Origin of the sequence: Marininema mesophilum, assembly GCF_900106775.1 — a bacterium.
GTDB lineage: Bacteria > Bacillota > Bacilli > Thermoactinomycetales > DSM-45169 > Marininema > Marininema mesophilum.
Window position 1 is genome coordinate 157,365 of sequence record NZ_FNNQ01000007.1, and the last position, 17,249, is coordinate 174,613.

Below are 17,249 nucleotides of genomic sequence, written 5' to 3' on the forward strand. Positions count from 1 at the left end.
CAAAGGAGGTAGAAGCATGCGCAACGATCAGGCCAAGGACGATTTGAACGAAAAAGTCGTCACAATTAACCGCGTATCCAAAGTTGTTAAAGGCGGCCGTCGTTTCAGCTTTACTGCTCTAGTCGTCGTCGGCGATGGAAAAGGTAAAGTGGGCGTAGGTTACGGAAAAGCAACTGAAGTACCAGAAGCGATTCGTAAGGGTGTAGAAGAAGCAAAACGCAACATGATCACTGTTCCTCTTCAAGGAACAACGATTCCTCACGAGATCATTGGCCGTTTTGGCGCTGGCCGCGTATTGTTGAAACCCGCTTCCAAAGGTACGGGAGTTATCGCAGGCGGTGCTGTCCGTGACGTTCTCACCGTAGCTGGTGTGGGTGACATTTTAACGAAGTCGTTGGGATCTAACAACCCAATCAACATGGTTCGGGCTACCCTGCAAGGTATCCAGAACATGAAACGGCCGGAAGATGTAGCCAAAATGCGCGGAAAATCCGTCGAGGAACTGCTGGGATAAGGGAGGGATTGACCGTGGCAAACAAGCTGGCTATTACCCTCAAACGTAGCCTAATCGGCCGTCCGGAAACCCAGCGGGTAACCGTTCGGACACTCGGGCTGACGAAACGGGAACAGACTGTGATTCAAAATGACAGCCCCGCGATCCGTGGGATGATCAAGAAAGTCTCTCACCTGCTTGAAGTAAAAGAAGTACAACAATAATTCTTCTTCAAGAAGAGAGGCCTATCGAGGAGGTGCAAGGAAATGAATCTTCATGAACTGAAACCGGCTGTTGGTGCTCGTAAAACCCGTAAGCGTCTGGGTCGCGGGATCTCCGCAGGTCAAGGCAAAACCTCCGGTAAAGGTCATAAAGGTCAAAAAGCTCGCTCGGGCGGCGGTGTACGTCCAGGGTTTGAAGGTGGTCAGAACCCTTTGTACCGCCGGTTGCCAAAACGTGGGTTCAAGAACGTGAACCGTAAGGAGTACGTGGTAATCAACCTCGAAGATTTGAATCGCTTTGAGGAAGGTACCGAAGTAACTCCTGTGTTCCTCAAGGAGCAGGGCATTGTAAAAGACATGAAGGACGGTTTGAAAGTGCTCGCAAATGGGGAGCTGAAGGTAAAGTTGACTGTCAAGGCACATAAGTTCTCTCAAGCGGCTACTGAACAGATTGCAAAAGCCGGAGGTACGTCGGAGGTGCTCTGATGTTTCAAACCGTAAGCAATATTTGGAAGGTGGAGGATCTCCGTCGTCGGATTCTCTTTACACTTGCTATGCTGATCGTCTTTCGGATCGGAGCCCATGTTCCTGTTCCAGGTACAGACAGTGATGCATTGCAAAGGATGGCTGAGCAGTCCGGTGCATTGGGGTTGATCAACACCTTTTCTGGGGGCGCGCTTGCCAATTTCTCTATCTTTGCGATGGGAATCATGCCTTATATTACAGCGTCGATTATCGTGCAGCTGTTAACGATGGATGTGATTCCGGCCTTTGCAAGGTGGGCCAAAGAAGGAGAAGTGGGCCGCCGTAAATTGGGTCAAGTGACTCGTTATGGTACCATTATCTTGGGACTGATTCAGTCCATCGGACTGACGATTGGTTTTAGCAAGATGAGTGCTCAAGCGGGTGGCCAGTTCATTAAGACTTCTGACGTCTCTACATTTGCGTTGATTGCTCTTACTCTGACGGCGGGTACAGCCTTCCTGATGTGGTTAGGTGAGCAGATCACGGAAAAAGGGATTGGTAACGGAATTTCGATCATTATCTTTGGTGGGATTATCGCCGGAATTCCTGGAGGGGCTCAACAGATCTACACGTCTTTATTTCAGAAAAACGAAGGTCAGGTCTTTCTGGGTATCGTTGAGGTTGTGCTAATCTTGGCGGTCATTGTCGCTTTGATTGCAGGTGTGATCTTCATTCAACAGGGTATTCGCAAAATCCCCGTGCAGTATGCTAAGCGCGTGGTTGGTCGGAAGATGTTTGGTGGTCAGTCCACTCACATTCCGATGAAAGTGAATGCTGCTGGTGTGATCCCTGTAATCTTCGCGATGTCGCTGTTACTCTTCCCAGTTACTATCGCTCAGTTCTGGAAGGGTAATGCGTTTGCGGATTGGATTACGGCGAACTTCCAACTTGGAGCACCCCTAGGCACTGTCTTCTATGTTCTACTGATCATCGGGTTTACTTACTTCTACACATTTGTGCAGATCAACCCGATGCAGTTGTCTGATCAGATGAAGAAAAACGGGGGTTACATTCCAGGGATTCGTCCAGGGAAGAACACCACCACATATCTGACGCGGATTATGAACCGAATTACCCTTGCTGGATCACTCTTCTTGGCGGCGATTGCTGTTCTACCTGTTTTCTTCACCAAATTGGCAGGCTTGCCTGCCTCGGTACAGATCGGTGGAACATCCATCCTCATCGTTATCGGTGTTGCACTGGAGACGATGAAAACCATTGAGAGCCAATTGATCAAGCGGCACTACAAAGGGTTTATCAACAAGTAATGCTACCCCCCGGATCCCTTCCGGGGATCATGCATAAACCGGAGCTTACTAGGCTGCGAAGGCAGGACGAAAGCCATTGGCACCATGATTGGAGTCAGGGATGTACCCTGTAGGGTCATCTTGGCGGATCGCCCTGTGCTGTCAATCAGCGGGAGGGATGAGGCTTGAATATCGTGCTGATGGGACTGCCCGGTGCCGGGAAAGGCACACAAGCTGATCGCATCACTGAGGCAGTTCACATCCCTCACATCTCTACCGGAGATATGTTCCGCCAAGCAGTGAAGGAAGAGACACCACTTGGTCGGGAAGCCAAGTCATACCTTGATGAAGGTCAATTGGTTCCTGATCGAGTCACAATCGGAATTGTCCGGGATCGCTTGGCTAAGGATGATTGTGCTAAAGGCTTCATGTTAGATGGGTTTCCAAGAACGGTGCCCCAGGCGGAAGCGTTGGATGAGATGCTGAAGGAGATGGGAAAGACCCTTGACCACGTCATCTATATTGAAGTGGCTGAGGAAGAACTCTTGAAACGGTTGACCGGCCGGCGGATTTGCCAGGATTGTGGCGCCACATTCCATGTGGTGTTCAACCCACCGAAAGAAGAAGGTGTCTGTGATCGGTGTGGCGGTCAATTGTATCAGCGGGAAGACGACACAGAAAAGACTGTTGCCAAACGGCTTTCAGTCAATATGGAAAAGACTCGGACTCTCGTCGGGTATTACGAGAAACAAGGCAACCTACGTCCAATTGACGGCGAAAAGTCGATTGATAGCGTATCGGATTCGATTTTAGACCTTCTAGGGAGTACAGCCCGATGATTGTACTTAAATCGAGTCAGGAGCTTGCGCATATGCGCGCGGCGGGGCGGATTGTCGCCGAAACGCATCAGCTCATGAAAGACGCGATCCGACCTGGTGTAACGACAAAGGATTTGGATAAAATCGCGGAAAACTTCATTGTGAAGAATAAAGCGATTCCTTCTTTCAAAGGTTACAATGGGTTTAAAGGGAGTGTCTGTACCTCGGTGAATGAGGAGCTGGTTCACGGCATCCCTGGAGATCGACGGCTGGAAGATGGCGACATCATCAGCATCGATATCGGAGCTTGTCTCAATGGGTATCACGGCGATTCGGCTTGGACCTATCCTGTTGGGCAAGTCTCTGAGACGGCGTCGCGGTTACTCGAAGTAACGGAGGAGTCCCTGTATCGGGGTTTGGCCGAAGCGAAACCGGGTAATCGAATTGGGGATGTCTCTCATGCCGTACAGCTTTTCGCTGAAAATGCCGGGTTTTCCATTGTTCGTGAGTATGTAGGACATGGAATTGGCCAGGAGTTGCACGAAGAGCCCAGCATTCCCAATTACGGACTGCCGGGCAAAGGTCCTCGTTTAAAAACGGGGATGACGTTGGCCGTCGAGCCGATGGTGAATGTGGGAACGCGATACGTGCGAACGTTGGCTGACAACTGGACCGTTGTTACACAGGATGGTTCTCTGTGCGCCCATTTCGAGCATACCATCGCGATTACGGAAGACGGCCACGAAGTATTGACCACAGTATAGGTGAAGGGTGATGGATGTGACGGAGGCCGAGCATCGGCCCTTGCCAGGACAGATCGTCCGGGTGACCCGAGGCCGTGAGGCAGGGAGTTATGCGGTGGTGATCCGGTTTGATGAACCACACTTCGTTTGGTTGGTGGATGGGGACAAGCGAAAGTTTGGCCAGGCGAAGAAGAAAAACGTCAAGCATATCCAACTCACCAACCATATCGACCGTGAAGTTGCTGAGTCGATACAAGCTGACGGCCGGGTTTCCAATGCGAAGTTGCGCTACGCCTTGAACCAATATCTTCTTCACATCGGAGAAGGAAAAGGAGAGTGAGTCAATGGCCAAGGAAGATGTAATCGAGGTGGAAGGGAAGGTTATCGAGCCTTTGCCCAACGCGATGTTCCGGGTAGAGTTGGAGAACGGTCACAAAGTTCTTGCCCACGTATCTGGCAAAATCCGTATGCATTTTATTCGGATCCTGCCTGGGGACAAGGTGACGGTTCAGCTCTCCCCCTATGACCTGACTAGGGGCCGGATCACCTACCGTTATAAGTAACGTGAAGGTACCTAGCCCTTATGCTCGGATGTCGCCGCGGGCCGCGTAGCCGGCAATAATGGACACCGAGGCTCCACGGGACTCTCTGGGTACCAAGCCCATTAGAAATCCGTGGAGAAGACAGGAGGGAAAGACACATGAAAGTACGGCCTAGCGTAAAGCCGATTTGTGAAAAATGTAAGGTGATTCGTCGCAAAGGGACCGTTATGGTTATTTGCGAAAACCCGAAACATAAGCAAAAACAAGGATAAGATAGGAGGTGGGTCATTTTGGCACGTATTGCTGGTGTTGACCTTCCCCGCGAAAAGCGCGTGGAAATCGCACTGACGTATATCTTTGGCATCGGTCGGGCTCAATCCAACCGGATCCTCGCTGAAACGGGCATCGATATAAACACTCGTGTTCGCGATCTGACTGAAGATGAGGTTGCTAAGCTTCGTAGCACGATCGATAAGAGCTTGATCGTCGAAGGGGATCTACGTCGGGATACTGCTCTAAGCATCAAGCGTTTGATTGAAATCGGATCTTACCGTGGATTGCGGCACCGCCGCGGCCTACCAGTACGTGGACAAAACAGCAAAAACAATGCTCGTACACGTAAAGGTCCACGTCGCACGATGGCGAACAAGAAGAAGTAAGGAGGGAAAACCATGGCTGTAAAAAAACGGACTTCCACCCAGCGCGTGAAAAAGAAAGCCCGTAAGAATATTGAGTCTGGCATCGTGCATATCCGGTCGACCTTTAACAACTCGATCGTAACGATTACAGACAGACGGGGTAACGTTATTGCCTGGTCCAGCTCAGGTACGATGGGCTTCAAGGGTTCTCGTAAAAGCACGCCTTTCGCAGCACAAATGGCTGCTGAAGCTGCTGCCAAGCAGGGTATGGAGCACGGTTTGAAAACGGTCGAAGTGACGGTAAAAGGGCCTGGAGCGGGTCGGGAAGCGGCTATCCGCGCACTCCAGGCTGCTGGTCTGGAAGTGAACCTGATCAAAGACGTCACTCCGATTCCACACAACGGGTGCCGCCCGCCGAAGCGTCGCCGAGTTTAATAATTTGAGTTCCGGGAGAGAGATTGGTTTATATTACCAATGACTTGTATATACTGGTATTGGACAAATCATGGCTATACGTATGCCCAGCGTTCGTTTGCCGGGACGAGTCGTCGATGGTACACCATTAAGTGAGCGCAAAAGACCGATCACCCGGAATGCGACGTTTTAGAAGGAGGGGTTCGACCGTATGATTGAGATCGAGAAACCGAAGATTGAAACCGTAGAGATCAGCGACGACAGTCGATACGGAAAGTTTGTTGTGGAACCCTTGGAACGCGGTTATGGCACCACTTTGGGTAATTCCTTGCGTCGCATCCTATTGTCGTCCCTTCCGGGTGCGGCGGTAACGTCGATTCAAATCGACGGGGTGCTGCATGAGTTTTCCACTATTCCTGGAGTAGTTGAGGATGTAACCGAAATTATCCTCAACTTGAAACAACTTTCCTTGAAAGTCCACTCGGACGAAGAGAAAGTGCTCGAGATCGATGTGGAAGGCGGCGGGGAAGTAAAAGCTGGTGACATCCGTGCAGATTCCGATGTGGAGATTCTCAATACGGATCTACACATCGCAACATTGGCTGCTGATGGACGTCTAAATGTTCGTCTGACAGCGAATCGTGGCCGGGGTTATGTACCTGCTGATCGCAATAAGTCGGAAGAGCAGTCTATCGGAGTGATTCCGATTGACTCTATTTATACACCGATCGAGCGTGTCAACTACAAGGTTGAAAATACTCGTGTCGGTCAAGTGACCAACTACGATAGGCTAACCTTGGAAGTATGGACCGATGGTAGCTTACGGCCGGACGAGTCGGTAAGTTTAGGTGCGAAGATCTTGACTGAGCATTTGATGCTGTTCGTCGGTTTGACCGAAGAAGCCCAGGATGCTGAGATCATGGTCGAAAAGGAAGAGGACAAGAAAGAAAAGGTCATGGAAATGACCATCGAAGAGCTGGATCTCTCCGTTCGTTCCTACAACTGCCTAAAGCGGGCTGGAATCAATACTGTTCAAGAGCTGACTCAAAAGTCAGAAGAGGACATGATGAAAGTTCGCAACTTGGGGCGGAAGTCGCTCGAAGAAGTGCAGGAAAAATTGTCTGAGCTTGGACTCTCCCTGCGCAACGACGACTAACACCCATTCTGAGACGAGGGAGGGGAAACACATGGCACATTCCAAACTGGGTCGAAATTCCGGTGCGCGAAAAGCTTTGCTTCGGGACCTGGTGACCGATTTGATCATACACGAGCGGATCGAAACCACTGCTTCTAGAGCGAAGGAAGTACGTTCTGTCGCTGATAAAATGATCACCCTGGCGAAGCGCAATGACTTGCATGCTCGCCGCCAGGCGGCCGCCTACGTTCGTCAACAGCGTTCTCGTACGGAAAAAGACGGGGAAGAAGTCACCCATCAGCAGGTTGACGCTGTTAAGAAACTGTTTGACGAAGTAGGCCCCCGTTATGAAGAACGAAACGGTGGCTACACCCGGATCATCAAGATCGGTCCTCGCCGCGGAGACGCGACGGAAATGGTCTTTCTGGAACTGGTGTAAGTACCGCTTTTGTATGATCAAAGGGAGAGGGCAGGATCGATCCGATCCTGGAATCTGCCCTTTTTTCTTTTATCCGGATTTCTATAGAAAGGGCGGTGATAAAGGATGATCCAACTCAAGGGAGTGGGCTTCCGATATCCGTCCATTAAAGAAACCGGCGCAGAGGAAAGGGTACTATCCAATATCGACTTAACGGTGGATCAAGGAGAGTACCTAGCGGTGATGGGGCCCAATGGCTCTGGAAAATCGACGATGGCACGCCTCTTCAATGGATTACTTTTGCCTACCGAAGGGGAAATCACCGTCGATGGATTGAATCCCCGCAAGTTAGAAGAAGTATGGGAGATTCGGCGCCGGGTAGGGATGGTTTTTCAAAATCCTGATAACCAAATTGTTGCGACCACAGTGCTTGATGATATTGCCTTCGGTTTAGAGAACCGAGGAGTATCTCGGGATGAGATGGTGGAACGTATTCAGGATGCCATCGCCCGTGTGGGGTTAACTGGCTTAGAAAAAGCCGCTCCTCATCACCTTTCCGGTGGACAAAAACAGCGATTGGCGATAGCGGGTATCTTGGCGATGCGTCCCTCGGTGATTATTTTTGATGAAGCTACTTCGATGCTGGATCCTGTGGGTCGCCGGGAAGTGATCGCTGCCATGAAAACCCTTCATCAGGAAGGGACGACGGTGATCCATATTACCCATTCTGCAGATGAAGCCCTTCATGCAGAGCGTTTGATTGTGATGGTAGAGGGGCAAATCCAGCGGGAAGGAACGCCTCTTCAAATCTTTTCTAAGCCTGAAAAACTGATAGAGGACGCCCTCGAAGTGCCTCTATTTATTGATCTCAGAGAACGCTTGCGTAGGCAGGGGATGTCCCTTTCCCAACACAGCGCCAACTCGGAGGAGCTGGTGGAGGAATTATGGGGATTATTGTCCAAGGGTTAAGCCATGTATATATGGCGGGTACCCCCTTTGAAAAGAAAGCATTGATCGATGTTGATCTTACAGTAGAGGCAGGATCATTTGTCGCGATTCTGGGTTCAACAGGCTCAGGAAAATCCACGCTGATTCAACATATTGCGGGCCTTTTGCGCCCTACAACAGGTAGTTTGCGTGTCTTTGACACCACTGTGGATTCCAACACGAAAAAATTGGCCCCATTGCGACGCCACGTGGGAGTCGCCTTCCAATATCCAGAGCACCAATTGTTTGAGGAAACCGTAGCCAAGGACATCGCCTACGGTCCGAGCAACCAAGGAATTGTTGGTGAAGAGTTAGCAGCTCGGGTGCGGCAAGGGATGGAGTGGGTGGGACTTACTGAGACCTTTGCTGAACGTTCTCCTTTTCACCTTTCTGGTGGACAGATGCGCCGTGTTGCCATTGCGGGAGTGCTAGCGATGGAGCCAGAAGTATTAGTGCTGGATGAGCCGACAGCGGGACTCGATCCGAAGGGACAACGAGAGCTTCTAGAGAAGATTTACAAGCTGCATCAAGAGCGTAGCATGACAGTAATCCTTGTTTCTCATAGCATGGCTGAAGCGGCTCGTTATGCCGATGTGATCCATGTGATGCATGAGGGTAGAAGAGTGTTGTCCGGATCACCTGTTGAGGTGTTTTCTCAGCGTGAGAAGCTCGTGCAGTGGGGACTAGAACTGCCGCCAGCGGCTATGCTAGGCGCTTTCCTTCGTCAGCGACTAGGATCCTCGGTACCCCAGGATCTTTTGACGGTAGAAGCATTGGAGAAGTATCTTTATGACCGGTGGCAGGGGAGGGAGGACCCATGAGTGCTCTCTCTACACCTGTACTTGGACAATATGTTCCTGGGGATTCCATCCTCCATCGCTTAGACCCTAGGACAAAGATTCTCTTTATTTTCACCTATATGCTAATTGTCTTCCTAGCCAATAATGGTCTAACGTATGGACTTTTAATCCTGGTTACAGGGATAGGAGTTTTCTTATCGGGTGTTCCGCTTCGTCTGATTCTACGCGGCTTAAAGCCTGTCTTCATTCTCATTCTGTTTACTGCCGGTCTCCATGTGCTGTTTACTAAGGGAGGGGAAGTACTCCTCTCGCTTGGGCCACTCACAATAGAGGAGAAGGGGTTGGCCCAAGCAGGATGGATCTCCCTTCGCTTTCTATTGTTAGTCGTCACGGGGATGTTACTTACCTTGACTACTTCCTCCATTGATCTGACAGATGGAATGGAGCGGCTGTTGTCACCCTTTCGTCGGATCGGTGTGCCTGCCCATGAATTGGCATTGATGATGTCCATCTCTCTTCGTTTCATCCCCACACTCTGGGAGGAGACAGATAAGATTATCAAAGCGCAAAAGGCTCGTGGAGCAGACTTTGAGAGTGGGAGCATAATCCGGCGGCTAAAAAGTTATATCCCTGTCTTGATCCCTCTCTTTGTCTCTGCGTTTCGACGAGCAGAAGAACTTGCCTTGGCGATGGAGGCGAGGGGATATCGCGGAGGCGAGGGGCGGACTCGTCTCAGGAAACTTTCCTTTACATGGCATGATGGAATGGCTTTCATTCTTTTATTATTGATTATCCTGGGGTTACTTTGGCTTCGAAACCAGTGAAGGAGGCGATGGAGTCATAAGGAAGATTAAGTTGACCATCGCCTATGATGGCACTGATTTCGCTGGCTTCCAGAGCCAACAATCCCAACGCACAGTACAAGGTGAGTTGGAGCGGGTTCTGAAGAAGGTGACTGGAGAATCGGTGATCGTCTATGGTGCTGGTCGGACAGATGCCGGTGTACATGCGAAGGGACAGGTGGTTCATTTTACTTCGGAGGCGATGATCCCGCTCGAGAAGTGGGTGTGGGTTCTAAACCATATGTTACCACGGGATTTGGCGGCTCTCGTTGCTGAGGAGGTACATGAATCCTTTCATGCTCGTTATCATGCGTGCTGGAAACGATATCGATATGAGATCGATACTGGCCGCGTTCCTGATGTTTTTACCCGGCGTTACCGGACGAGGCTTGCTGGTGAGCTCGATATCCTGAAGATGCAGGAGGCAGCGCACCACCTCCTGGGCACCCATGATTTCACAACCCTTTCTTCAGCGAAGTCCACGAAAAAAAATAGAGTGCGCACACTGTACCAATGTGATGTAGAAAGCACGGCGACAGGGGTCTTTATTACCACGGCGGGAGATGGCTTTCTTTATAACATGGTACGAATTATGGCGGGTTTGCTCGTTCAGGTAGGGAGAGGAAGCCTAACGCCAAAGCAAATTCCAGAAATTATTGCATCTCGGGATCGGGGACGAATTGGCAAAACGCTACCGCCTGAAGGACTAACTATGGTGGAGGTATCCTATCAACCATGGGAGTAATCTCTCCATCCTTGACACCGAATGCCATTTGGTGTAGTATAATCGTTGGTATTTTTCCACTTGCCCCGGTGGAACAATGTTCGGCGCAATACGCAAAATCCTGACCACTTTTGGATCATACCTAATATAATCCAATGGGTCTTTTCATGAGGAGGGAACACGATGCGAACCACTTTTATGGCCAAACCGAACGAAGTCGATCGGAAATGGTATGTGGTCGATGCCGCGGATAAACCGCTGGGCCGTGTCGCTACGGAAGTGGCTACTCTGCTGCGCGGGAAACACAAACCCCAATACACACCCCACGTGGATACTGGTGACTTTGTCATCGTTATCAACACGTCTAAAGTACATCTGACTGGTAATAAACCAGAAGATAAAATGTACCACCGTCACACGGGTTACCCAGGTGGACTTAAGTCCATCTCCGCTGGTGACCTGCGTGAGAAAAAACCTCAACTGATGATGGAACTAGCTGTTCGTGGTATGCTGCCAAAGAACAAGCTAGGCCGGGCGCAGTTGAAAAAACTGAAAGTATACGCTGGTACGGAGCATCCTCATCAGGCACAACAGCCTGCTAACTGGGAATTCCGCGGTTAATACAAAAAGCGTGTGCATCACAGAATCAGAATTTGTAGGCGGTTAAAGCCAATCTTTAGAATTATAAGGAGGGAAACTAATCTTGGCACAAGTCCAATTCTACGGCACAGGTCGCCGTAAGGAATCCGTGGCTCGCGTTCGTCTTGTTCCAGGCGATGGTCGCATCGTCATCAACGGTCGTGACATGGATCAGTACTTTGGTCTCGAAACCCTGAAAGCGATTGTGAAACAGCCGCTGGTTCTCACAGAAACCCTGAACCGTTACGATGTGCTGGTCAACGTAGACGGCGGCGGATTTACCGGTCAAGCTGGTGCAATCCGTCACGGCGTTGCTCGTGCACTTCTGAAAGTGGATCCGGAACTACGTCCGTCCCTGAAAAAAGCTGGCTTCTTGACTCGGGACCCACGGATGAAAGAACGGAAAAAATACGGTCTCAAAAAAGCTCGTCGTGCACCTCAGTTCTCCAAGCGCTGATGTGGCATGGTACCCGTTTCCAACATGGAAACGGGTTTTTTTATGTCCTTCATCGGGATACGACCTCTCCCTCCGGTAACACTATGAGTACTTGAGGAGGGATACCGGTGGGAAAGGTCGTCTGGTTAGAGGTATGGCGTTGCAATCGCATAGAAAAATTACGCGAAGAAGCACTGCATGGGTTTCCCTGGGGGAAGCTATCACGGTTCTTAGAGGAAGTTTTGGAACCCTGTCTTTCTTTTCTGTCTCCGCGGAAGCGATTTACCTTAGACGAAGCTGTGTATCGCTTGGCTTTTGAGGCATATGTGTGTGGAATCGAAGGATGCCGTCGAGGGGAAGTGGAGTGCCCACCCGAGCGATCAGAGGTTGAGCGAAGAAGGTGGTGTAATGAGGTTTTCGGTCAAGAGGGAGATGAGCTTGTAAGCCGGATCGCTCGTGACATGGACCTTTTTTATCACTTAGACGAATGGACCAGTCAATCGGTGCTCGTTTTTTTTGATGAAGTAGCTCTTCGTTGGTTTCTCCATGGCATAGACTATGGAATCCATCTGCGTAAACGGCGACTCCTCTAACATATCAGCGCGACTTGTCCCATATATATGAATAACCTATCGGACTTGCTGGGGAGGTCGGAGGATGAGGGTTGTGAAGAGGAGATGGATGGAAAAGCCATCATTTTGGCGGACGGTCGGAGTGGCGTTACTCATAGCAGTACTCTTATTTGTTATGTCTACTTTTCAAAATAGCCGAGAAGTATGGAGTATACCCTTAGCAGGAAAGACCTTTGTATTGGATGCAGGTCATGGTGGGATTGATGGCGGAGCTGTTAGTTCTTCAGGAGTTATTGAAAAGAAGATAGCACTTGAGATCACGTTACGGGTGCGGGATTATCTACAAGAAGCAGGGGCACTTGTTTTGATGACGAGGGAGACGGATCGAGACTTAGCGGACGAGGATGCGATCCGGCGCAAGTCTCAAGACCTCATCAGAAGGGCTGAATTAGTCAAGGAAACAGCACCCGATGCCTTTATTAGTATCCATCTTAATTCTACCCCTTCCTCTCAATGGAAAGGAGCGCAAACCTTTTATTACCCCACCCTTGAGGCCAATCAACAGTTAGCCATGTCTATTCAATCGGAGTTAATCCGAAACCTGGATAACACCAAGCGTTTGGCACGCCATAGTGGAAATGTCTACATTCTAAAAACATCCCCTGTTCCTTCAGCCCTTGTGGAAGTTGGGTTTTTATCCAATCCAGCAGAGGCAAAACGTCTTGCAAGCCCTTCCTATCAACAAAAGTTGGCTGCTTCGATCTACAATGGGATCATCTTGTACTATACTCGCCAAGAAGAGCCCCTTCGCTACTAAAGATTCTGGGTAGCGTATGCTATAATGACAAGGAAAACGTAATTAGCCAATTGGGGTGTTGATTTTGCTAACGGTCGAACGGATATTGGAAGCCCTTCGGCAAGTCGAAGAGCCGGAGTTAAAGAACAACCTTGTCACATTAAATCTAGCGCGAAACATCCGGATTTTTGGCGATAAAATTGTGCTGACTTTAATGTTTCTCTCTGAGGATGCTCCTCACAAGGAAGAGCTGATCCAACAGGTAATAACGGCACTGAAAAATATTGGAGCTGCTACGGTAGAAGTAGAGACAGAAGTTCTTAGTTCTCGAGAGCAGACTGCTCTTTCTGAACGGATTCGCGAAGAACACCAAGAAAAGATCCGTACCAAACGGTCTGAAGGGCGTGCGGCTTTGTCTTCCGAGCAGAATACCCCGCCGCTACTATCTAAGGAGTCGAAGACCCGCTTTATTTCCATTGCCAGTGGGAAGGGTGGCGTAGGTAAATCAACAGTGACTGTCAACCTGGCCATTGCCCTAGCGCGTGAAGGGGCTAAGGTGGGTGTGATCGATGCAGATATTTATGGCTTCAGTGTCCCGGACATGATGGGTGTTGAAGAACGGCCTCGTGTAGTGGATAAGAGGATCTATCCTGTGGAACGTTTTGGTATCAAAATGATTTCGATGGGCTTCTTTGTTGAGGAGAATGCACCGGTCATCTGGCGCGGACCCATGCTTGGAAAAATGCTTCGCAATTTCTTTCAAGAGGTGGACTGGGGAACACTGGACTATATGGTGTTAGATTTACCGCCAGGTACTGGAGATGTTGCGCTGGACGTCCATCAGATGCTTCCTCAATCTAAGGAGCTATTGGTAACTACGCCTCATGCTACAGCAGCCTTTGTCGCTGCCCGGGCAGGAGCGATGGCATTACATACGGATCATGAAATTCTCGGTGTAGTAGAGAATATGGCTTGGTATGAGTGCTCCTCTTGTAAGAAGAAGGATTATATCTTCGGTCGTGGTGGCGGAGAGAAGCTAGCGGCAGAGTTAGATACAGACCTCTTAGCGCAAATTCCTCTCGGTGCTCCTGATAATGGAGATCCCGGAGACCCAGGATATTCTCCATCGGTTTATGCTGCCGATACACCAACAGGACAGCGGTATCGGGACCTTGCTCGCGATGTGATGAAAAGAACCCTTTAAGATAAAAAAATCTGTTTCCTCAACTCTCATAGAGTGGGGAATGGAAAAAAGGATTCTTTTATGGGATGGATTAATGTAATGAGCCTATAGGGCACCGGTTGGTTCCGGTGCTTTTTTTTCGATGAAGTAGGTAAGACTGGTTTTAAGGTGGGGATGTAGGATGGAAACAGCAATCATTCAATTGCACGATGTAAGTAAAAGTTATCTAGGAGATGAAGGGCGACTCACCCCTTTAAAACGGGTGAGTGGAATTGTTCCTGCAGGAAGTTGTGTAATTGTCACAGGGCCATCAGGTACAGGGAAGAGTACATTATTTCGCCTTTTAAATCGGCTGGAGGACCCTGATCAGGGAAAGATTATGTATCGAGATAAGGATCTGGTTGAATGGGATCCTGTACAGTTGCGTAGAGAGGTGCATTATGTGTACCAACAGCCTGTTCTTTTTCCAGGCACAGTGATGAAAAATCTGGCTTATCCGCTGTCGTTACAAGGAATAGACTTAGGAATTCTAGAGATGGAAAGTGCCTTGAGTCGAGTAGGACTGGCAGAGAGGATGCTTCACCGTAGAGTAGAGGAGCTTTCAGGTGGAGAGCGACAGCGGGTCAGTTTAGCTCGTTCGCTTACATTAAACCCCGCTGTGTTGTTGCTCGATGAACCTACATCCTCTCTCGATGATTCCTCAACTCAGGTGGTGGAAGCTGAGATTCGCCGTTTTCGCGATGCAGGGGGAACGGTTCTGATGATTAGTCATCTTCAACAACAGGCAAAGCGACTCGCAGATATACATTGGCAACTCACTGCTGGAGAATTGACCGTGTGAGGAGGGAAACAGGATGAGTGGGACGGCAACGCTTTTCACCATAGGATTTATTTTTATTGCTATGATCATCTCCCTATGGCAAAAACTTGGTTTGGAAAAGGACCTAATCATTGCTACAGTTCGAGCCACGGTGCAGTTATCCGTGATCGGGTTTGTACTTCGTTATATTTTTACAGCAGATCGCTGGGAGTATATCCTACTGATGATTGCAATTTCGGTCGTTGTTGCTTCCCGTAACTCGGCGAGAAGGGGAAAGGGAATCCCGCAGATTTGGATCAAAGTATTTCTTACGATAGGATTGGTGGTTAGCTTTACTCTTGGAATGATGTTACTCCTTGAGATGGTGAAGTTTGAGGCAAAGACGATTATCCCAATCAGCGGGATGCTTGTTGGTAATGCGATGGTTGTATCCTCTCTCCTCCTGAACCGCTTAAAGGATAACGCAGAATCCATGAGGGAAGAGATCCTTGTAGCGCTCTCCTTAGGGGCAAACCGTGTTCAAGCAAGCAAACGGATGCTTATCTCGGCTATCCGTGGCGGGATGATCCCGATTATTGATTCTACTAAAACCGTGGGGCTTGTTCAGCTACCTGGGATGATGACGGGTTTAATTATCGCAGGAACAGACCCTGTAGCGGCGGTTCGTTATCAGTTACTCGTCATGTTCTCCTTTACTGCATCCTCGGCGTTGGTGAGTATCTTTTTAGGGATGTTAGTGGTCCCTACCTTATTTAATCAAGCCCATCAATTTGTGGGGTGGAGAAAGAAAGAGGTCTCTCAAAGTGAATGAGCTGAAACCAGTAACCTAGGTTCCAGCTCATGATTGTTTGTAAAAAGATTAGGAGGGATTGTTGCTTCCGCCACCACCTTGCCCGCCGCCGCCACCTTGCCCTCCACCGCCACCTTGTCCGCCGCTACCCTGTTGCCCGCCATTTTGTTGGGATTTTGATGAACTCTGTTTTCCTGCTTCCTTCATTAACTTCATGTACTTTTCTTTAAAGGTAGGATTCTGTAGGGCATCCTCCATCACTTTCATGATTTGTTGACGGGCTGCATTGCTCTTTAAGAGCTGAAGAAGTTGTTTGGTGAAATCGGGATCTTTCATGATATCGATCATCATCTTTTGATACTCAGGATCCTTCATCAGCTGCTTAATCATCTTCTTGTGTTCTTTTTGGGTTGCTTTTGCAAAATTAGCGGCTACTGTAGGTTTGGATAGGAGCTTTTCCAATTGAGGTTGCATTTTAGGGTTGGTTAAGGTATCACTAATCGTCTTTTCGATCTGTTGGTCGGTAATAATTACTTGATTGCGAAATTCAGGGTCCTTCATCATCTCTTGAATGGATTGTTTTCCTTCCTTCGTATGAAGCACATCGGTTACCATCTGTTTCATGCCTGGATAATCCGTTGATTTAGATTCATCTTTACCCTGTGAACCGCATGCGGATAGCGTAGTAAGGATCGATATGAATAACATTAGTGCAATGAGTGAAGTTCGTTTGTTCATGAGTGGTTCGCCCTTTCCGGTGCAGATGTGGAGTCATTGCCGGTTTCTCTATTCTCTCCCCTTAATATGAGCGGTGATATGGTGGATTATGCCTTCTAGCATTCAATTCCCTTTTAAGGATTGCGAACGGGAATTCTCCTCATTTAAATGGGGAGATGAAAGTGAGCGTTGTTCTGTATCCCAGATATTGCAGATAGTTATTATTTTTGGAATACTATATGTATGCGCAAAAATACGGTGAAACACGCTAGAACCTGTGTGTATAACGTCAACAACCACATTGTCTGGTCAGTCAACTATCGCAGAAAGGTTCTTAACCAAGAGATTGAAGGGTATCTAAACGATCTTTTTCAAGAGATAGCGCAAGAAAAAGAATTTGAAGTCGTCATGACTGAGGTGAGTGAAAAGGATTATGTGCATATTTTTGTATCAGCACATCCCAAAATTGCTCCCTCCTATATTGTGAAAATGCTAAAAGGAATTTCTGTTCGGAAACTGCTTCTAGCATTCCGCAGCTAAAAAGGAGTCTTTTGGGAGGGCATCTGTGGAATAACAGCTTCTATGTCGAAACCATTGGTTCTATTTCCGAAGAAACGATTCGAATGGATATTGAAAATATCAGCAAAAGAGAGAGTGAAAAATCAATGTTAAAAGCATACAAGTTCAAGTTAGAACCTACAACGTTACAAGTTGAACACATCGAATCGACCTTGAATTTGTGTCGCTGG

Annotated in this window: 27 protein-coding genes; 26 read left to right on the forward strand and 1 reads right to left on the reverse strand. The window is 48.8% G+C overall.

Going from position 1 to position 17,249, the window contains the following annotated elements:
- The first annotated feature begins 16 nt into the window (after nucleotides 1-16).
- The 24 genes from rpsE to BLV90_RS08855 all read left to right on the forward strand — a co-directional run bounded on the left by rpsE (nucleotide 17) and on the right by BLV90_RS08855 (nucleotide 15,804).
- Nucleotides 17-514: a 30S ribosomal protein S5 gene (rpsE, locus tag BLV90_RS08740; RefSeq protein ID WP_091739368.1), complete on the forward strand. Its 498-nt coding sequence runs from the start codon at nucleotides 17-19 to the stop codon at nucleotides 512-514.
- 14 nt (nucleotides 515-528) lie between these two features.
- Complete coding sequence (gene rpmD / locus BLV90_RS08745; protein ID WP_091739371.1) at nucleotides 529-717, forward strand: 50S ribosomal protein L30; 189 nt, start codon at nucleotides 529-531, stop codon at nucleotides 715-717.
- Between the two features lie 42 nt (nucleotides 718-759).
- Nucleotides 760-1,200 (forward strand): 50S ribosomal protein L15, encoded by a 441-nt coding sequence (rplO, locus tag BLV90_RS08750; RefSeq protein ID WP_091739374.1) that lies wholly within the window; start codon nucleotides 760-762, stop codon nucleotides 1,198-1,200.
- Nucleotides 1,200-2,507 carry a preprotein translocase subunit SecY gene (gene secY, locus BLV90_RS08755; RefSeq protein WP_091739377.1) on the forward strand — a complete coding sequence of 436 codons (1,308 nt, stop codon included), beginning with the start codon at nucleotides 1,200-1,202 and terminating at the stop codon, nucleotides 2,505-2,507. The genes rplO and secY overlap by 1 nt, the downstream gene beginning before the upstream one ends.
- Before the next feature lie 164 nt (nucleotides 2,508-2,671).
- Nucleotides 2,672-3,325: an adenylate kinase gene (locus BLV90_RS08760; RefSeq protein ID WP_091739379.1), complete on the forward strand. Its 654-nt coding sequence runs from the start codon at nucleotides 2,672-2,674 to the stop codon at nucleotides 3,323-3,325.
- The gene (gene map / locus BLV90_RS08765; protein WP_091739381.1) at nucleotides 3,322-4,068 is read left to right on the forward strand and encodes a type I methionyl aminopeptidase; all 747 of its coding nucleotides are present in this window, start codon (nucleotides 3,322-3,324) and stop codon (nucleotides 4,066-4,068) included. Before BLV90_RS08760 ends, map begins: the two co-directional genes overlap by 4 nt.
- Nucleotides 4,069-4,078: 10 nt before the next feature.
- Entirely contained in the window at nucleotides 4,079-4,387 is a 309-nt protein-coding gene (locus tag BLV90_RS08770; protein WP_091739384.1) for a KOW domain-containing RNA-binding protein, read from the forward strand.
- A gap of 4 nt (nucleotides 4,388-4,391) precedes the next feature.
- On the forward strand, nucleotides 4,392-4,610 hold the full coding sequence (gene infA / locus BLV90_RS08775) for a translation initiation factor IF-1 (protein WP_091739387.1): 219 nt from the start codon (nucleotides 4,392-4,394) through the stop codon (nucleotides 4,608-4,610).
- Between the two features lie 137 nt (nucleotides 4,611-4,747).
- Nucleotides 4,748-4,861, forward strand: a complete 114-nt coding sequence (gene rpmJ, locus BLV90_RS08780) for a 50S ribosomal protein L36 (protein WP_003322638.1) — start codon at nucleotides 4,748-4,750, stop codon at nucleotides 4,859-4,861.
- A gap of 18 nt (nucleotides 4,862-4,879) precedes the next feature.
- Nucleotides 4,880-5,248, forward strand: a complete 369-nt coding sequence (rpsM, locus tag BLV90_RS08785; protein ID WP_091739390.1) for a 30S ribosomal protein S13 — start codon at nucleotides 4,880-4,882, stop codon at nucleotides 5,246-5,248.
- A gap of 12 nt (nucleotides 5,249-5,260) precedes the next feature.
- A complete protein-coding gene (rpsK, locus tag BLV90_RS08790; RefSeq protein WP_091739393.1) occupies nucleotides 5,261-5,662 on the forward strand; it encodes a 30S ribosomal protein S11 in 402 nt (133 codons plus the stop codon).
- Nucleotides 5,663-5,852: 190 nt separating this feature from the next.
- Nucleotides 5,853-6,797 (forward strand): DNA-directed RNA polymerase subunit alpha, encoded by a 945-nt coding sequence (locus BLV90_RS08795; RefSeq protein ID WP_091739396.1) that lies wholly within the window; start codon nucleotides 5,853-5,855, stop codon nucleotides 6,795-6,797.
- Nucleotides 6,798-6,828: 31 nt separating this feature from the next.
- On the forward strand, nucleotides 6,829-7,215 hold the full coding sequence (rplQ, locus tag BLV90_RS08800; RefSeq protein WP_091739399.1) for a 50S ribosomal protein L17: 387 nt from the start codon (nucleotides 6,829-6,831) through the stop codon (nucleotides 7,213-7,215).
- Nucleotides 7,216-7,320: 105 nt separating this feature from the next.
- Nucleotides 7,321-8,163 (forward strand): energy-coupling factor transporter ATPase, encoded by an 843-nt coding sequence (locus BLV90_RS08805; RefSeq protein WP_091739402.1) that lies wholly within the window; start codon nucleotides 7,321-7,323, stop codon nucleotides 8,161-8,163.
- Nucleotides 8,139-9,002, forward strand: coding sequence for an energy-coupling factor transporter ATPase (locus BLV90_RS08810; RefSeq protein WP_091739404.1), 864 nt, complete (start codon nucleotides 8,139-8,141; stop codon nucleotides 9,000-9,002). The genes BLV90_RS08805 and BLV90_RS08810 overlap by 25 nt, the downstream gene beginning before the upstream one ends.
- Complete coding sequence (locus tag BLV90_RS08815) at nucleotides 8,999-9,805, forward strand: energy-coupling factor transporter transmembrane component T family protein (RefSeq protein ID WP_091739407.1); 807 nt, start codon at nucleotides 8,999-9,001, stop codon at nucleotides 9,803-9,805. The genes BLV90_RS08810 and BLV90_RS08815 overlap by 4 nt, the downstream gene beginning before the upstream one ends.
- A 31-nt stretch (nucleotides 9,806-9,836) precedes the next feature.
- On the forward strand, nucleotides 9,837-10,568 hold the full coding sequence (gene truA, locus BLV90_RS08820) for a tRNA pseudouridine(38-40) synthase TruA (RefSeq protein WP_342707314.1): 732 nt from the start codon (nucleotides 9,837-9,839) through the stop codon (nucleotides 10,566-10,568).
- 162 nt (nucleotides 10,569-10,730) lie between these two features.
- Nucleotides 10,731-11,168 carry a 50S ribosomal protein L13 gene (gene rplM / locus BLV90_RS08825; protein ID WP_091739412.1) on the forward strand — a complete coding sequence of 146 codons (438 nt, stop codon included), beginning with the start codon at nucleotides 10,731-10,733 and terminating at the stop codon, nucleotides 11,166-11,168.
- Nucleotides 11,169-11,250: 82 nt separating this feature from the next.
- Nucleotides 11,251-11,643: a 30S ribosomal protein S9 gene (rpsI, locus tag BLV90_RS08830; RefSeq protein WP_091739415.1), complete on the forward strand. Its 393-nt coding sequence runs from the start codon at nucleotides 11,251-11,253 to the stop codon at nucleotides 11,641-11,643.
- 107 nt (nucleotides 11,644-11,750) lie between these two features.
- Nucleotides 11,751-12,215, forward strand: a complete 465-nt coding sequence (locus BLV90_RS08835; protein ID WP_091739418.1) for a hypothetical protein — start codon at nucleotides 11,751-11,753, stop codon at nucleotides 12,213-12,215.
- 88 nt (nucleotides 12,216-12,303) lie between these two features.
- Nucleotides 12,304-13,011 carry an N-acetylmuramoyl-L-alanine amidase CwlD gene (gene cwlD, locus BLV90_RS08840; RefSeq protein WP_091739484.1) on the forward strand — a complete coding sequence of 236 codons (708 nt, stop codon included), beginning with the start codon at nucleotides 12,304-12,306 and terminating at the stop codon, nucleotides 13,009-13,011.
- 64 nt (nucleotides 13,012-13,075) lie between these two features.
- Nucleotides 13,076-14,194 (forward strand): Mrp/NBP35 family ATP-binding protein, encoded by a 1,119-nt coding sequence (locus BLV90_RS08845; RefSeq protein WP_091739420.1) that lies wholly within the window; start codon nucleotides 13,076-13,078, stop codon nucleotides 14,192-14,194.
- Between the two features lie 160 nt (nucleotides 14,195-14,354).
- On the forward strand, nucleotides 14,355-15,014 hold the full coding sequence (locus BLV90_RS08850) for an ABC transporter ATP-binding protein (protein ID WP_091739423.1): 660 nt from the start codon (nucleotides 14,355-14,357) through the stop codon (nucleotides 15,012-15,014).
- Nucleotides 15,015-15,027: 13 nt separating this feature from the next.
- The gene (locus BLV90_RS08855) at nucleotides 15,028-15,804 is read left to right on the forward strand and encodes an ABC transporter permease (protein WP_091739426.1); all 777 of its coding nucleotides are present in this window, start codon (nucleotides 15,028-15,030) and stop codon (nucleotides 15,802-15,804) included.
- A gap of 48 nt (nucleotides 15,805-15,852) precedes the next feature.
- Here the strand turns inward: BLV90_RS08855 and gerD are convergent, their stop codons facing one another.
- Nucleotides 15,853-16,521, reverse strand: coding sequence for a spore germination lipoprotein GerD (gerD, locus tag BLV90_RS16220; protein WP_177167967.1), 669 nt, complete (start codon nucleotides 16,519-16,521; stop codon nucleotides 15,853-15,855).
- A 222-nt stretch (nucleotides 16,522-16,743) separates the two neighbouring features.
- Between gerD and tnpA the strand changes: the two genes are divergently transcribed.
- The gene (tnpA, locus tag BLV90_RS08865; protein ID WP_218142290.1) at nucleotides 16,744-17,040 is read left to right on the forward strand and encodes an IS200/IS605 family transposase; all 297 of its coding nucleotides are present in this window, start codon (nucleotides 16,744-16,746) and stop codon (nucleotides 17,038-17,040) included.
- Nucleotides 17,041-17,051: 11 nt separating this feature from the next.
- A partial coding sequence (locus BLV90_RS16400) for a helix-turn-helix domain-containing protein (protein WP_218142291.1) occupies nucleotides 17,052-17,249 on the forward strand: 198 nt, incomplete at its 3' end.

Bases quoted from the DNA above. Each gene is read 5' to 3' on its own strand.
- tnpA (WP_218142290.1), top strand. From the start codon at position 16,744: ATGCGCAAAAATACGGTGAAACACGCTAGAACCTGTGTGTATAACGTC.
- rpmJ (WP_003322638.1), top strand. From the start codon at position 4,748: ATGAAAGTACGGCCTAGCGTAAAGCCGATTTGTGAAAAATGTAAGGTG.
- rpsK (WP_091739393.1), top strand. From the start codon at position 5,261: ATGGCTGTAAAAAAACGGACTTCCACCCAGCGCGTGAAAAAGAAAGCC.
- secY (WP_091739377.1), top strand. From the start codon at position 1,200: ATGTTTCAAACCGTAAGCAATATTTGGAAGGTGGAGGATCTCCGTCGT.
- infA (WP_091739387.1), top strand. From the start codon at position 4,392: ATGGCCAAGGAAGATGTAATCGAGGTGGAAGGGAAGGTTATCGAGCCT.
- rpsE (WP_091739368.1), top strand. From the start codon at position 17: ATGCGCAACGATCAGGCCAAGGACGATTTGAACGAAAAAGTCGTCACA.
- BLV90_RS08805 (WP_091739402.1), top strand. From the start codon at position 7,321: ATGATCCAACTCAAGGGAGTGGGCTTCCGATATCCGTCCATTAAAGAA.
- BLV90_RS08770 (WP_091739384.1), top strand. From the start codon at position 4,079: ATGGATGTGACGGAGGCCGAGCATCGGCCCTTGCCAGGACAGATCGTC.
- BLV90_RS08815 (WP_091739407.1), top strand. From the start codon at position 8,999: ATGAGTGCTCTCTCTACACCTGTACTTGGACAATATGTTCCTGGGGAT.
- map (WP_091739381.1), top strand. From the start codon at position 3,322: ATGATTGTACTTAAATCGAGTCAGGAGCTTGCGCATATGCGCGCGGCG.
- rplO (WP_091739374.1), top strand. From the start codon at position 760: ATGAATCTTCATGAACTGAAACCGGCTGTTGGTGCTCGTAAAACCCGT.
- BLV90_RS08850 (WP_091739423.1), top strand. From the start codon at position 14,355: ATGGAAACAGCAATCATTCAATTGCACGATGTAAGTAAAAGTTATCTA.
- cwlD (WP_091739484.1), top strand. From the start codon at position 12,304: ATGGAAAAGCCATCATTTTGGCGGACGGTCGGAGTGGCGTTACTCATA.
- BLV90_RS08810 (WP_091739404.1), top strand. From the start codon at position 8,139: ATGGGGATTATTGTCCAAGGGTTAAGCCATGTATATATGGCGGGTACC.
- BLV90_RS08855 (WP_091739426.1), top strand. From the start codon at position 15,028: ATGAGTGGGACGGCAACGCTTTTCACCATAGGATTTATTTTTATTGCT.
- rplM (WP_091739412.1), top strand. From the start codon at position 10,731: ATGCGAACCACTTTTATGGCCAAACCGAACGAAGTCGATCGGAAATGG.
- BLV90_RS08795 (WP_091739396.1), top strand. From the start codon at position 5,853: ATGATTGAGATCGAGAAACCGAAGATTGAAACCGTAGAGATCAGCGAC.
- rplQ (WP_091739399.1), top strand. From the start codon at position 6,829: ATGGCACATTCCAAACTGGGTCGAAATTCCGGTGCGCGAAAAGCTTTG.
- gerD (WP_177167967.1), bottom strand. From the start codon at position 16,521: ATGAACAAACGAACTTCACTCATTGCACTAATGTTATTCATATCGATC.